The organism is Actinomadura sp. NPDC000600 (assembly GCF_040492135.1).
In the GTDB taxonomy this organism is placed as follows: domain Bacteria; phylum Actinomycetota; class Actinomycetes; order Streptosporangiales; family Streptosporangiaceae; genus Spirillospora.
The window spans coordinates 61819-76824 of record NZ_JBEUPD010000005.1; the positions used below are offsets into that span (position 1 = coordinate 61819).

The following is a 15006-nucleotide window of genomic DNA, read 5'->3' on the forward strand; positions in this document are numbered from 1 at the left end:
GTTCGCCGAGCTCAAGCCGAAGCGCTGTGGGGTGGTGCGTCGGCCGACCAGACAAGGCTGGTTCAGCGGTCTTGCAGTGTGGCCAGGGTGAGGGCCGCGGGCATGAGCGCGGCGGCCAGGCGCCGGCGGTCGAGTTCGGGTAGGCCGCCCAGGTCGTCATCGAGGTCGGCGAGCAGGTCGGCCGCCACCTCGGCGGCCAACTCGGCGGCGTCGGCGGCCGGGCCGAGTTTGCTGCGGGCCGCGTCCACTCGCGGCGGGGTGAGCCGATCGACCGCGGCGGCCAGCAGCCAGCCCGGTATCCCTGCCACCCCGCCGGGCGGCGGGACGAACGGCCGGGCGCCGTTGTAGCGGGCGTCCTCGGCGAAGTCGGGGTGCTTGACCTTCAGTACCGGCCGCGGTCCCCGTTCGCTCGCATCCCAGGATCCGGCGGGCTTGAGGACGTAGCCTTCGGCGCGGTTACCGGGCAGGCCGGGAAGACCCAGCGCGCCGGGCACCAGCGTCGGAAAGTCGACCGTCAGTTCCCTCAGCTTTTGCCGCCGGCCTTGACCTACCAGGGGCACGCACTCCAAGCCGACACCGGCCACCAGCTCCGCCAGTTCCGCGCGGCTCATCCAGCGCGGTCCCGACGATGTGCCGGCGGCGCCGTCGAACGCCAGCCACACCAGCTCAGGGCTGTACCACACGCCGGTCTGGACTGGGCCGATGCCCTCGACCGGCGGTACATCGGGGTGCGGATAGCCTCCGCCGGCCAGCTCCCCGTACAAGACCACGTCCTGTCCGGCCGCCCGGGCCGCTGCCGCCGCCGCTGTCGCCAAAACCGGCCACAGACGCGTCACCCCGAAGAACGCCTCAAGCCGATCCTCGTCCAGCAGCCCGCGCCGCCCGGCGGCCCGTGCCGTCCGGCCGTCGCTGACCAACGCGAGATGGGCGCCGTGCACCTTCTCCTCAGCCACCCAACTCCCGCTGGGCAACGGCCCGTCGCCGAACCGCTGCGGGATCTTCGGATACCACACGCCCCGACCTCCGTTCCACGCCCGGACGCCTGCTACCCGGCCGAGACACTCCGGCGGGCAGCCTCTCCGACGCCCCTCCAGAGATCAACTTGTTTTCGAACGTCCAGTCCAGACCGCCGCTCGGTCTCCACCCGAGCCGGGTGAGCCCCAGGACCTGCTCGTCAGGACGACCCGACGCGCTACACGATCATGCACGGACCCGACGGCATGGACGTGGAGTCGTTCGCGGAGAACCGCGGAGCCGCTGGACGTTCCCGACCGGCACACCACGGTCAGCGGCGGGTCGCCCAACTCCGCGGTGTTCGGTTGCGGCAGAGAGTAAAGGGAAGCTCAATTCTCTGACTACGGACAGTGAAGTGAGCTTTGCTGGAAGCAACGACGAGCTCCCTCTTGTGACATATGGTCGCGACACAATCACATAGGGCGTTCTTTGGGGGAGATTCGGCGAATGTTACGTTCGTCGCTACCCTCCGGAGGTGATCAAGTGGACTACCGGCGCAAGCTGAGGGTCGGCGCCGTGAGCGTCGCCCTGCCGGTCGTCATGGTCGGCGGTGTCTTCGCATTTCCCGGCACATCGGACGTCCCCCTCTCGCCGGTCTCCGCTGCCGCGGCGGCGACCCCCGGGAAGGCCGACTTCGTGATCAAGAGGGGTGCCGGCAAGGCGAAGGTCGTCAGGGCGCTCGACAAGAAGCTGAAGAAGAGCGGCGTCCAGGCGCTGCTCAACGCGAAGGGCAACCGCAAGCTCCGCGCGGAGGGCTCGAAGGGCTGTCCCCCGAAGAAGGCCCAGGTTCCGGGCAAAGCGCTCACGTACTGCTGGGCGAGCGGCGAGGACTCCGTCAAGGAGAAATGGATCCCGCAGGGCGTCTCGAGCGTCTCCGACGCCAAGGACAACGAGAAGTGGGGCAGCGCCGGGTACACGATGGTGGTCACCTGGTACGCGCCGAAGGCGAAGAACATCCGCGTCACGTTCGTCAACCTCAGGAAGCGCACGTACCGGCACGTGCTGCTCGTCATGCCCGGCATGACGAAGGGGAAGAAGCCCAGCTACAGGGACATCGAGAGTCACGCGGGAGGGGTCGCCTGGTATGGCAACCACCTTTACGTCGCCGAGACACAGCTCGGTCTGCGGGTGTTCGACATGCGCCGGATCTTCGACCTCGGCAAGAGCAAGAACGGCACCACCAAGAAGAAGGGCCGGGTCGGCCTGCACGGCAAGACGTACTACGGCCACGGCTACCGGTACGTGATGCCGCAGGTGGGCAGCTGGGTGAACGCCAAGGGCAAGGGGCCGCTGAAGAGCTGCAAGGCCGGCGGCCCGCCCAAGTGGTCCTGGGTGTCGGTCGACCGCAGCGGGGTGGACTCCCTGGTCACCGGCGAGTACTGCCCGAAGGGCTCGGGCAGGAACGCGCCGAACGGCCGCATGGCCACCTGGCGGCTGAGGAACGGGGAGCCGTCCACCGGCGCCGACGGACGGGCCCGCGCGCTCGCGGTCTCCACCTTGCCGGTCAAACGGGTCCAGGGCGGCGTGACCGCGTATCTCAACGGCGGCGAAGAACACGCCTGGTTCGGCCACAACGCCACAGGCAAGGGCGCCCGCCCGGGAGTCCTCCTGCACGCCGTGTGGAACCAGAGCAAGGGCCGCTGGGAGAAAAAGAGCACGCAGAGCCTCGCCAGAGGCCCCGAGGACCTGACCTGCTACCGCGGCCAGGACCGCATCTGGACGGTCGCCGAACACGCAAAGCAACGCGCCCTCTACGGCGTCCCCGTCAACAAGTGCGGCTGACCTCTTAGGGCGAAGGGCGGCGCCTGGACCAGGAGGCCTTACTGCTCGGCTCGGCGTCTCATGCGGTCGATGTCGTACTCGGGGAGTGCCGAGGCGCCGGTGACGACCATCGACCGCTGCTGACCTGTGCCGAGGTCCCTCGCGCTGACGCAGACGGTTCCCTGGATGTCGATGTCGAAGGCGACCTCGATCTGCGGGACGCCGCGCGGAACCGGGGGCAGGCCGGCGAGCTGGAAGGTGCCGAGCCAGGTGTTGTACGCGGCGATCTCGTGCTCGCCTTCGAACACCCGGATCTCCACCGAAGGCTGGTTGTCCTCCGCCGTGGTGAGCACGTCCGACCGCCTGACGGGAATGCTGGTGCCGCACTCGACGAACCCGCGGAGCGTCTCGTTCTCCGACAGCGAGGCGAGAGTCGCCCCGTCGCGGGTCGCGATGCCGAGGCTTCGGGAGGTGACGTCCATGGGAAGGAGGTCCTTCACCTCGCCCTTGAGCACGCCGGCCTGGAGGGCGGCGCCGATCGCGACGACCTCGTCCGGGTTGACGCCCTTGTTCGGCTCCTTGCCGCCGGTCAGCTCCCTGACCAGTTCGGAGACCGCGGGCATCCGGGTGGCCCGACCGACCAGCACCACGTGGTCGATCTCGTCCATTCCGATCGCGGCGTCCTTGATCACCTGCCGGAACGGAGCCCGGCAACGGCTCAGCAGGTCGGCGGTCATCGCCTGGAACTCGGCGCGGGTGAGCCTCGCGTCGAGGTGCAGCGGACCATTCGCGGACGCGGCGATGTAGGGCAGGCTGATCTGCGTCTCCGACGAGGAGGACAGCTCGATCTTGGCCTTCTCCGCGGCCTCGCGGAGCCGCTGCAGCGCCATCTTGTCCTTGGACAGGTCGACGCCGTTGGCGTTCTTGAACCGCTCGACCAGCCAGTCGACGACCTTGTCGTCCCAGTCGTCACCGCCCAGGTGGTCATCGCCGCTGGTGGCCCTCACCTCGACCACGCCGTCACCGACCTCCACCAGGGACACGTCGAACGTGCCGCCGCCGAGGTCGAAGACCAGGATGGTGGCCTCGTCCTCCTTCTCCAGGTGGTAGGCCAGCGCGGCGGAAGTAGGCGCGTTGATGATGCGCAGGACGTTCAGGCCCGCGATCCGTCCCGCCTCCTTGGTGGCCTGCCGCTGGCGGTCGGAGAAGTAGGCGGGCACGGTGATGACCGCCTCGGTGACCGCCTCGCCCAGATAGGACTCGGCGTCCCGCTTCAGTTTCCGCAGCACGAACGCGCTGACCTGCTGCGGGACGAATTCCTCGGCATCGATGACGGCCTTCCAGCCGGTGCCCATCTCGCGCTTGACCGACCGGATCGTCCGGTCCACGTTGGTCACCGCCTGGCGCTTGGCGACCTCGCCGACCAGGACCTCGCCGTTCTTGGCGAACGCGACGACGGACGGCGTGGTCCGCGAGCCCTCCGCGTTCGCGATCACCGTGGGCCTTCCGTTCTTCATGACCGTGACGACCGAGTTGGTCGTGCCGAGGTCGATACCGACCGCACGGGTCCGATCGGAGCGGCCGGCCGTCGCTCGCGAAGACGCGCTCCCTCGGGCCCGGTCGCCGTCAGCTCGCGAGCGCCGAAGCCCCCACAGATGTCGGGCCACCGCCGTCGCGTCCTGAGGCCGCCGACCGGGCTCCTTGGTCAGCAGTGCCTGAAGGCACTCGTCGACCTGGGGCGGAATGTCCGGTCGTAGTGCGCGCGCCGCGGGCGGCGGCGCGTTCAGGTGCTGGGCGATCACCGCGCGGGCGTCCTCGCCGGCGAAGACATGGCGGCCGGTCAGCATCTGGAACAGGGTCGCGCCGAGCGCGTAGAGGTCGACGCGATGATCGACGGCCTGCCCCAGGAACTGCTCTGGGGCCATGTATGCCAGCGTGCCGATCCTGGCGTCGCCGGTCAGCCCGGCGGTGGCGTCGTGCAGCCGGGCGATCCCGAAGTCGCAGATCTTCACCGTCCCGTCGCCGCCGAGCACGAGGTTGGCCGGCTTGACGTCGCGGTGGACGATCCCGGCCGCGTGCGCGGCCGCCAGCCCCTCGGCCGTCTGAGCGCCGTAGCTCAGCGCGTCCTCGACCGGCAGCCCGTGGGGGAACTCCCGCAGAAGGCTCTTCAGATCGCGCCCGCGCAAGTACTCCAGAACCAGGTAGGGCTGGCCGGCATGTTCGCCGACGTCATGGACGACGGCGATGTTGCGGTGCGACAACCGCGCCGCCGCCCTGCCCTCGCGCTCGAACCGCGACAGCGCCTGCGCGCGCACGTGACCGTGCAGCAGATGGGGCAGCAGCACCTTGACCGCGACCGCCCGTTCCAGCCGCACGTCCTCTCCGCGCCACACCTGGCCCATGCCGCCCTCACCGAGCAGCTCCAGCACCCGGTATCGGCCCGCCACCACCGACCCCGCAACCAGCACCCAGCACCTCCGCCAAGACCCGCCCCGAATCTACGAGAGTTCCACCGCACCCGCAGGGCGGCCGAGACGATTCGCCTCTGCTCGGTGGAAGCGCCAGAGCTTCTACGCGACCCGGTGTTGAACACGTTCAAATATTCGCGTTAGGGTCGTTTCGGCAGAAGGAGAGGGTCCGATGAGGATTGTGATTCCCGGGGGAACCGGCCAGGTCGGCGCGATCTTGCATCGCGCGCTGACCGCCACCGGCCATGACGTCGTGGTCCTGACGAGGCGCCCGGCACGCGAGCACGAGATCGGCTGGGACGGCGAGACGCTGGGAACGTGGGCCGAGGCGATCGACGGCAGCGATGTCGTGATCAACCTGGCCGGGCGCAGCGTGAGCTGCCGGTACACGCCGGCCAACCTGCAGGACATGATGAATTCGCGGGTGCGCTCCACCGAGGTCGTCGGCGCGGCGATCGCCGGCGCCGCGAAGCCCCCTCGGGTCTGGCTCCAGATGAGCACCGCCACCATCTACGCCCACCGCTTCGACGCGCCCAACGACGAGGCGTCCGGCATCATCGGCGGCACCGAGCCCGGAGTCCCCGGCTACTGGGCCTACAGCGTGAAGATCGCCAAGAACTGGGAGCGGGCGCAGCAGCGGGCCGGGACACCGTCCACTCGCAAGGTCGCCCTGCGCTCCGCCATGGTGATGAGCCCCGATCGCGGCGGGGTCTTCGACTACCTGCTCTGGCTGGCCCGGCTCGGCCTCGGCGGCCCGGTCGCGGGCGGCGCGCAGTACGTGTCCTGGATCCATGACCAGGATTTCGTCCGCGCGGTGGAGTTCCTGATCGACCGGGACGACATCACCGGGCCGGTGAACCTGGCCGCCCCCAATCCCGTGCCGCAACGCTCCCTGATGCGGGAACTACGCAGGGCGTGGGGAGTCCCGGTGGGCCTGCCCGCGACGAAATGGATGGCCGAACTCGGAGCGCTCGCACTGCGCTCGGACACCGAACTACTGCTGAAAAGCCGCCGCGTCGTCCCCGGCCGCCTGCTCGAAGCAGGCTTCACCTTCCAGCGTCCTCAGTGGCGGGAGGCCGCCGAAGACCTCGTCCAGCGCGTCCGCCACTCGCGGTGATCACCCGTCCGCGGTGGAGTCCCGGCGGTGGACGCTGACGGCGTAGCCGCCGCCGTGGTAGTCGTCGCCGTCCCAGGTGGCGAAGCGCTGGTGGAGGCTCAGCCCGGCGGCTGCGCACCAGGCGTCGTAGCCGGCCAGATCCACGCTCGGCGGCACCGGAAGGTGAGCGGCGTCCAGGCCGAACCCCGCGATGAGAAGCCCGCCTGGACGCAGGACCTCGGCCAGTGCCCGGATGGCCGCAGGCTCGGTGCCATGAGTCAGCAGGGGGATGACGTTGCCCGCGGCCACGACGAGATCGAAGGGATCGGCGTCCGGCAGTTCGAGGGTGGCCAGGTCAGCCTTGATCCAGGTCATCTCGGGGGCCGTGCGGCGGGCCTCGGCCAGCATGGAGGCGTCCAGGTCCACTCCGACGCAGGTGTAGCCGAGTTCGGCGAGCCGGATCGCGACCCGTCCGGTACCGGTGCCGGCGTCCAGCACTCGCGAACCCGGCGGAACCAGCGAGGCGCACAGCCGCGCCTCGCCGTGCACGTCCGCCCCAGAGGCGGCGAGGTCGGCGAACCGGGCGGCGTAGGACGCCCCGGAACTCCCACCAGTCAGATCGGACCAGCGGCTCATCGACGCCCCCTTCGCGGTAGCCGGTACGCCAGGGTAACCGAGCTCATCCGACGCTCTGATCCGCTGCGCCCCCGGCCATGCCGGTACCGGTGGCAGGGCCACGCGGGGCACCGCAACGCCGCCGGGGGACCCGTTGGCAGGTGGTCGGCGGGCGTTTCCGCAGCCCAAGGCCACCGAAGGTTTCCGAGGAGGCTTCTGAGGGAGAGACCCGCGTGTTTCGTCGCTTCCGTCGAGGGGGGACGGTCGGTCTCGTACCGCATACGATCCTCGAACTCGCCGGCACGACACGGCGCGAGGAGGACTTGGATGGGCAGGCGGATCGGCTGGGGTCGGATGGGCAGGCGTCGCCGCCTGCGCCGGGTTGCCAGGGAGGTGTTCGGCTGGCCGGACCTGCGCCCTGGCCAGGGCGAGGCGATGGAGCACCTGCTGCGGGGCCGGGACGTACTGCTGATCATGCCGACCGGCGGCGGCAAGTCCGCCGTCTACCAGGTCCCTGCCCAGCTGCTTCCCGGGCCGACCGTGGTGATCTCGCCCCTGATCGCCTTGCAGCGGGACCAGATGGTCGCGCTCGCCGGTCGCGACGCCGGCGGCGCCGTGATGGTCAACTCCGCCCAGTCCGACGGCGCGAGCGAGGACGCCATGGACCAGATCCGGGCGGGGCGAGCGGAGTACATCTTTCTCTCACCCGAGCAGTTGGCCAAGCAGTCAGTAGTGGAGCGGCTCGCCGCCGTGCGCCCCTCCTTGATCGCCGTGGACGAGGCGCACTGCGTCTCCTCGTGGGGCCACGACTTCCGACCGGACTACCAGCGGCTCGGCCGGGTGGTCGAGCGTCTCGGGCATCCCCCGGTGATCGCCCTGACCGCGACCGCCTCGCCACCGGTACGCGATGACATCATCGCGGCGCTCGGGATCGGCGATGCACGGCAGATCGTCCGCGGTTTCGACCGCCCCAACCTGTCGCTGAAGGTACGCCGGTTCCACGAGGAGACGGACAAGAGGCGGGCACTGGTCGAGGACGCCGCCGGCCGAAAGGGGCTGGGCCTCGTCTACGTCGCCACCCGACGCGATGCCGAGGCATACGGCGAGGAGCTGACCGAGGCGGGCCTCCGCGCAGCTGTTTACCACGCCGGGATAAAGGCAGCGGACCGCCACCGAGTGCACGAGGCGTTCCAGAACGACGAGCTCGACGTCGTCGTGGCCACCTCGGCGTTCGGCATGGGGATCGACAAGCCCGACGTCCGCTACGTGTTGCACGCCGCTCCGCCTGAGTCCCCGGAGTCGTACTACCAGGAGATCGGCCGTGCCGGACGGGACGGGGAGCCCGCCGCGGCCGTCCTGTACTACCGCTCGCAGGACCTCGGCCTGCGACGCTTCTTCGCCGCAGGCAAACCAGACGAGGAGAAGCTGCTCCAGACCGCGACGCTCCTCCAGGCCCATGGAGGCACCGTCCCGGCGAGCGAGATGCGCACCACCCTGGGCGTCGGCGCATCGAAGCTCACCAACCTGGTGAACCTGCTGGAACAGACCGGAGCCGTGGAGACGACGGGCCGGGGAGACCTGCGATACGTCCAGGAAGGCCCACAACCCGAGGAAGCCGTGGCACGCGCCACGGAACTAGACGAGAACCGCCGCCGCGTCGATGACTCACGCATCGACATGATGCGCGCCTACGCGGAGACAACGGACTGCCGCCGCCGCTTCCTACTGGAGTACCTGGGCGAGCCCTACGAGGGCCCATGCGGAAACTGCGACATATGCCGAGCCGGAGCGCGCACCGAGCCGCCCCGTCCCGACAAATCAGCCGCATCCCCGGATCAGGCCGACGACAACTCATTCCCCCTGCACGCCGAGGTGCAGCACGCCGCCTGGGGAACCGGAACGGTCATGCGAGTAGAACCCGACCGAATCACCGTCCTCTTCGAAGACGCCGGCTACCGCACCCTCTCCCTAGAAGCGATCCAACGCGACGAAGACCTCCTAACCCTCCACCCCGACGCCCCCTCTACCGACTCCCGACCAGGCCGCCGCGGCCGCGCACGCCGCCGGACACCCCGAGGACGCCGAACCAAGCCCACCGCAGACCGCAAGAAGTCCCCCACCGGCACGCCCTGACCCCAGCCCACAGGACACCGCCCTCACCACGGGCTACGTCAACGAGACCCGCGCGATGGAAAGCTGCACCATCGCGACGGCGAATTGGCTGGCTCGGTGATCCAGGCAGCGCCGGTACGGAACGTTCGGTAGGACGCTTGCCGCGTCACGGTGGTCCCCTGGTCCGGCGCCGTCCGTGCCCAGTGCTATGTCATGACGCTGCCACCGATGCTCGGGGGACGCGGCTGGTCTACCGCTCCGGCGCACTGCAGGACCCAGGTGACCCCGAATACGCTCACCACCGTCCCACCAACGCTCCAGTGCTAACCGGCAACGGGTAAGCCGGCATCATCTAACCCGGCGCACCTCAATCGATGCGGGGCACTCGATCAGGCACCAAGCGCCAGGCGGCGACAGCCAGCCAGTCCTCCTGCTCGGCCGGCTCATATGGCCCCCCGGATTGCGTCGCAGAGTTGAAACACTCTGCCCGGATTGCGGTCGAGGGTGATGTCGTCGACGAAGACCACGCCGCGGATGCCTTTCTCTTCTATCTCGACCCTAGCGAGGGCCCTCGCCAAGCGCTCGGTCATGAAGTCGCCTTCGGATGCTTCCAGGGCGTGCCGGACGATTACGACGTGATCGCCAAGGCGCGGATGCCGGAACCGCGCTGCGCCCGGCACATCGTTGAGCACCGTGGCGTTGTGTCCGCGTGCCCATAGCTCAAGAGCCGCCTGTAGTCGTTGCTCCTCGACAAAAAGTCTGCCGTGTCGCAGGACCTTCAGCAGGTCGTGTGCCAGCCGCCAGTCCAGGAGGGCGTGGTAAGACATGTTCCCGTAGTCGCGCAGGCACTTGTAGCAGGACGCCGAACAGGTGCTGGCGTGATCAGCCTTTGCCAACCGGTCGAGATATTGCTCGACGGCGTTCAGGAACGTTGGAAGTACATCCTCCCGCCCGAGATGAGTCGAGAAGCCCGCTCCGTTCTCCAGGGTGTCTGCGATGAACGCGTACGGCGCGGGCTCATTGTTGTCGGCCAGACCCGCGAAGAGGCCGGCGGTAAGCTCGAGTGGCTCGATGTCGAGTTCAGAGGCCGCGACCTTGCGCAGCAGAAACGCCAGCGAGTACCAGGCAGCCCGCCGGCCATCGGTCACCTCGCTGACCCCGGAAGGCTGGAGACCAGCCGAGAAGTTCAGCCGCAGTCCCTCGCTCGGGAACGAGCCAGTTTGCGGACCGAGGAACAGGAAGTCGGTCGGCTGAACAGCACCAAGCGCCACCTCGAAGGGGTCGCCCTCAGCCACGGCCGAAGGGAGAATCCCCTTTTCGACTGCCTCGACGGCAACGTAACCGCCCCAGTCGAGCCCGTCCTTTGCTGCTGCCTTGAAACGGAAGAGTCTGCCGCCGTTGTCGTTGATTGCGAACCGGCGTCCCGGGCCGCTGTACGCCGATGCCGCTCCGAGGCTCGTCTGACGGAGTTGGCTCAGGTCAGCCAGCGCTCGCGCGGCCATGGCACGGGGCGTCCACGAGAAGTTGCCATCAAAATCCCGCTTGCCCCCGGCTCGGAACCCTAGGGGCTCCCGGAGCGGCATCCGGGCGAATCCCTCGGGGCCATAGCCGCACTGCGGGCACGTCGGGATGTCACCGAGATCCTCGTCGGAGAGGAAAGAGCATGACCGGCACAGGTAGACCATCCTGTCGATTCCAAGCTCGTCCATCGCGGGATGCCGAGGGCGACGACGCCCATTCGGCTCGAACGCTGCCACTCCGACGGCGGTGTGCACTCGACCGTCCCGCACCACCTCGCTCATCGGGGCGAACTGGCTGACTGCCATGGCGAGGTCACGGTCTATGACGTCGGCTGGAGGCCACGGATCCGAGCGGAATGGGCGCTTCAAGTACAGGTAGCGGACGCTTGTCGGGAAGCCGAACATCGGCAGGACACCCTGCTCCGCCAAGCGCTGGCTCAGCTCGTCGTGTCCGACAGAGCCCGGCCCGGCCGCCTGGCTGATCAGGACCGGGAGCTCGGCCACACAAGCATCTGCCAGGGCCGCGGAGTCCGTGGCGAGTGGAGTCCGGTCGGCCAGCGCGGCCGCGATACCGCGCACGAGGCCGCGGTTGCCGAGCAGCCACCGCTCCAGGTGCTGTAGAGCCTCTGCCCACTCCGCCACAAGACCAAAGGCGCCATGGACGTTGATGGTCGGCGTGAAATCCGCACCACCCTCGCTGGTCGCCTTCTCGATGTCCGGCATTGCCAGGCGGAGCACCTCGGCCCTGAGCGACCGGCTGAAGATCTCTCGGCGATCCACCGCCAAGTACGGCTCCGGCGTCGGGTCGTTGGTAATCCGACCGGGTTGATCGAAGTAGTACTCGTCGTGGCTACGGCCCCGGCAGACGGTCAGGGCGATGGCGACAGGGTTTCCGCGACGGCCAGCCCGTCCGACACGCTGCTGGTAGTTGAACCGCGTGGGGGGCATATTGCCGAGCACCACAGCCGAGAGGGCGCCGATATCCACACCGGCTTCCATCGTAGTGGTCACACTGAGCAGGTCGATGCCGTCAGCCGACGGTACCTCGGCGTGCTGGCCCGTGTTAAGGAAGACTCCTTGGAATCGCGCCTGCCGCGTCTGGGCATCAATGCGATCGGTCTGGCCGGTGAGCTCCTCGCAGTTGAACCGGAAGCGCCCAGCATCCCGGACGGCTTTCCAGCCGTAGTAGTCGCTCTCCGGCTCGATCGCGGTGCCGTCTGCCGGCAAGGCCCGCCCGCAGTGGGTGCAGTACCCGCAGCCTCGTGTGAGATGCAACCGGCCACAGGTGCCACACTCCCAAGCCACCTCCCCTGCCCTGCGGAGTACGACAAGGTCGGGGTCGATCAGGTAGTCACGGACAGCGGTTCCGCAGCGGGCAAGGAAGATGTCGCTGAGCTCTGCTTCGCTGGGGCCGCCGTTGTGCTCGATTTTCCGCCAGAAGTTACGGAGCTGCCGGGGAGGTTCCGGACGTGGCGATCGCAACCCGTCGAAGCGGCGTAGATCTGCTAGGACTCGCAGGCTGGCGCGGGTATACGCAAGGTCGGACGCCGATGAGATGCCGATCGGGTCGCTGTCATTGGCTAGCGTCAACCAGCCAAGACCGAGGGATTCGAAGTCGCGCCCCGCCCCCGAGAACAGCCCTTCAAGGACTTCTTTCAGCAGCGAGTAGTTGATATCTGCCCGGAGTGCTTCCTGCTCGGGCGAAAGGTTGGCGCGGGGCGCGGGCGGCGTGGCGTCCCAGTCGTACAGACTGGTCCATTTCCGCTCGTTCGAGGTCAGCTGCAGACTGGCATGCGGCCCACCCGGATTCAGCCCCATGCTGAGCAGTTGGCCGGCGATCGCGCCCGCCGACGCTGCGATGCTCGGACCCTGGTCCAACCGGGTGATGAGCCCCGGCTCATCCTCGGAGGTGGTGCCGGGACGCTCGTCCCAGATATCTCGCAACCGGTCGAAGGTGGCGGCATCACGCTTCTCCAGCCGTTCGATGGCTGCCCAAGACGCGGCCGACCGTTCCCGGTCGATGAAGTGCGCCTTCGCGAGAGCGACATCAGCTGAGGCATCGCCCAGCGCTGCCAACTGATTGTGCAGTAGGAGACGGAGAAGGTCCTGATAGTGGCGGAGGGCGAGGCCGGACGACAGCTTGGCAGCGTCCTGACGGCTGTCTGTGAACATGATCAGCTTACGCTCATCGGTGGCCAGGTCGGTCGCCAGCTCGCTCGTGAGTACTTGGTTGATCTTCTCGAAACCCGTCCTCATGCCACGGATGGGGGACCGTTGGGTTAGCGGGTCGGTGTGCGGTAGGCGCGCTCCTCCTCGTCCGTATTGGATTTCCCAGTCATCGCCGCAGGAGGGGCACTGCGTTGGAAACGGGCTGATCGTTGCCGGGTCGCGGCGTGCCCGTGCCGACGGCGGAACGAAGGCATGGAACGTCCACCCGGTGTGCCCGCCTTGGGTGCCGACGTTTCGAATACCGCCTGTCGTGGGCGTCAGTTCGCTGCGCCGGAATCGGTAGCGAACGCGGTTGTCGTCACGGCTCCACTCGCTGCGGTCAAGCGCGTCGAGCCCCGCTGCCGGGTTCGGCCAATACACGAGGTAGTTGTTGGCGGTGCGCTCCAGCCTCACCTGATCAGGCAGCTTGGCCAGTTCGGGTACGTCGGCCAACAGCAAGGTGTCGACACGGTTCAACTGTGTTTGCCCTTCAGGGGCGAAGCCACCGAGCAGCACGTCCCCGCAGTTCTGGCAGTAGAGCAATTCCAGGACACGGGAACCGCACTCGCAGCGGGGGTTGGGCTCGGAATACAGACGACCGACCGGACGCGGCTTATCAGTATGGGGAGCCGCTGAGCACTTGGGATCGCTACAGGCCCAGACCCCCGGTACGTTGCGGAAGAAGTAGTGAGCACGCACCTTGGGGTCGCTGTCCAGCGGGTTGGCCGCCAGTGCCGAGAGCACCTTCGTGAGCGCGGTTTCAGCGTCAGCGGGTTCCGCATCGGGGAAGACTCGGCAGGCCAGATCGCTCAGCGGGCGCGCCAGGGCATTCTCGCTACCGTCTTCATCCTCATCGAGGAAGGCGCGGCGCAGCGTGTCGGTCAGCCCCTCCTGCCGAGCGATATCGCCCGCTCCGTCAGCTTCTGAGGCGATCAGTGCTGAGACATGTGCAGCTGTACCGACTGCTGCTGTGTCCGGCATGGCGAGACTGCCGGGGACAAACTCGAAACTCGCGGCATCGACGCCGAAGAACTCTTCGAGGTACTGCTGGTCACGCTCGGCATCGATCGATGCCGAGGCAGCAAGGACGCGCAGTTGGTCGGGGCGTTCGGTTAGACCAAGCCTCTGCTTGAGGTTTCTTAGCAGGTAGGCGACCTCGGTGCCTGCGGTGCCCCGGTAGGTGTGCAGCTCGTCGACGACCAGGGTGAACCGGTGCTCAGGGCTGGCGTCCAACCAGGCTCGGGTTGAGTCGAAGAAGTGGCTGTCCCGGTCGCGAAGCAGCATCACATTGAGCATCGAGTAGTTGGTGACGAGGACATCCGGTGGGGCGTCGACCATATCCCAGCGCGAGCGCATCTCTGCGCCGTCCAGGCGTGGCACGAAGTAGCGGACGTCGTCATTGCCCGTCTCGGCAGCGACCTGGGCGGCCCGTGCGCCGCGCTGTTCAGTGGCAAGAAGCACCTCGCGCAGGCGCTCCAGCGCGGTCTCAGTCGTCCGGTGTCCGGTGACGGGCGTCGCGCCGGTATAGCGCCCGAAATAGAAGCGGTGGCCCTGGCGATGCGTGTCCAGCCAACTGCGGACGGCATCGCTATCCAGTGCCCGGCGCATACGCATCAGTTGGTCGTCGACCAGGGCGTTCATCGGGTAAAGGATCAGGGCGCGGACGGCCTTGGGCCGACCCCTCTCACCATCGCGCTGGGAGGCGAACTCCGAACCGGAGGTGCGCCACCACGGATCGAGGGGGGCAGGACCCCCGTCCCAGCCAGCCGATTCGGCGAGCAGCGAGCCGAGTACGGGTAGCAGGAACGATTCGGTCTTACCCGATCCTGTGCCCGCCGTGACGATCATATTCCGACCCGGCGTTAGCCCGGCTGCGAGAGCGTGCTCTTGGTGGAGGTAGAGCGAACGGTCAGGCGGGAGCAGACCTCGCTTGGCGAAGTCGGCGAGTTCTGGCGGTGCCCCGGCGGCAGCGGCGGACTCGTCGAGGGTGCGGTCAACTGTGACATACTCCGGCCGCAACTCAATCAGGGGCAGCCGGAACGCGCCGTTGTCCTGGTCGAAGAGCTTCCGCCGTTCCCGCTGCAGTCGCTCGTCGGCTAGTCCGAATGGGGTGTCGTAGTACCGGAAGTACGCCTCCCGAAGGCGGTCGAAGGTGCCCGTGACATCCAACCCACGGCGCGCCTCGGCTTCGAACGAGACCATTGATACCTCC

6 protein-coding genes and 2 pseudogenes are annotated in these 15006 nt (G+C 68.1%); 3 read left to right on the forward strand and 5 right to left on the reverse strand.

The features are described 5' to 3' along the window. Window positions 1-62: 62 nt before the first annotated feature. Window positions 63-1013, reverse strand: coding sequence for an RNA ligase family protein (locus ABWI07_RS09320; RefSeq protein ID WP_353818214.1), 951 nt, complete (start codon window positions 1011-1013; stop codon window positions 63-65). 484 nt (window positions 1014-1497) lie between these two features. Between ABWI07_RS09320 and ABWI07_RS09325 the strand changes: the two genes are divergently transcribed. Continuing rightward, complete coding sequence (locus ABWI07_RS09325; RefSeq protein WP_353818215.1) at window positions 1498-2796, forward strand: hypothetical protein; 1299 nt, start codon at window positions 1498-1500, stop codon at window positions 2794-2796. Window positions 2797-2837: 41 nt separating this feature from the next. Here the strand turns inward: ABWI07_RS09325 and dnaK are convergent. Together dnaK and ABWI07_RS09335 are read right to left on the reverse strand one after the other, a co-directional pair. Then, a pseudogene (dnaK, locus tag ABWI07_RS09330) lies at window positions 2838-4328 on the reverse strand (molecular chaperone DnaK); the annotation flags it as partial. A 108-nt stretch (window positions 4329-4436) separates the two neighbouring features. Beyond that, window positions 4437-5243 (reverse strand): annotated as a pseudogene (locus tag ABWI07_RS09335) (serine/threonine-protein kinase); the annotation flags it as partial. A 172-nt stretch (window positions 5244-5415) separates the two neighbouring features. Between ABWI07_RS09335 and ABWI07_RS09340 the strand changes: the two are divergent. Beyond that, the gene (locus tag ABWI07_RS09340; RefSeq protein WP_353818216.1) at window positions 5416-6360 is read left to right on the forward strand and encodes a TIGR01777 family oxidoreductase; all 945 of its coding nucleotides are present in this window, start codon (window positions 5416-5418) and stop codon (window positions 6358-6360) included. Here ABWI07_RS09340 and ABWI07_RS09345 read toward each other — a convergent pair whose 3' ends face one another. Continuing rightward, on the reverse strand, window positions 6361-6975 hold the full coding sequence (locus tag ABWI07_RS09345; protein ID WP_353818217.1) for a class I SAM-dependent methyltransferase: 615 nt from the start codon (window positions 6973-6975) through the stop codon (window positions 6361-6363). It abuts the gene before it with no gap. A 306-nt stretch (window positions 6976-7281) separates the two neighbouring features. On the opposite strand from ABWI07_RS09345, the gene ABWI07_RS09350 reads away from it, so the two are divergent. Beyond that, window positions 7282-9087 carry a RecQ family ATP-dependent DNA helicase gene (locus ABWI07_RS09350; RefSeq protein ID WP_353818218.1) on the forward strand — a complete coding sequence of 602 codons (1806 nt, stop codon included), beginning with the start codon at window positions 7282-7284 and terminating at the stop codon, window positions 9085-9087. A gap of 422 nt (window positions 9088-9509) precedes the next feature. On the opposite strand, the gene ABWI07_RS09355 is transcribed toward ABWI07_RS09350, so the two are convergent. Beyond that, window positions 9510-14996, reverse strand: a complete 5487-nt coding sequence (locus ABWI07_RS09355; protein WP_353818219.1) for a DEAD/DEAH box helicase — start codon at window positions 14994-14996, stop codon at window positions 9510-9512. Between the last annotated feature and the right edge of the window lie 10 nt (window positions 14997-15006).

Bases quoted from the DNA above. Each gene is read 5' to 3' on its own strand.
- ABWI07_RS09355 (WP_353818219.1), bottom strand. From the start codon at position 14,996: ATGGTCTCGTTCGAAGCCGAGGCGCGCCGTGGGTTGGATGTCACGGGC.
- ABWI07_RS09345 (WP_353818217.1), bottom strand. From the start codon at position 6,975: ATGAGCCGCTGGTCCGATCTGACTGGTGGGAGTTCCGGGGCGTCCTAC.
- ABWI07_RS09350 (WP_353818218.1), top strand. From the start codon at position 7,282: ATGGGCAGGCGGATCGGCTGGGGTCGGATGGGCAGGCGTCGCCGCCTG.
- ABWI07_RS09340 (WP_353818216.1), top strand. From the start codon at position 5,416: ATGAGGATTGTGATTCCCGGGGGAACCGGCCAGGTCGGCGCGATCTTG.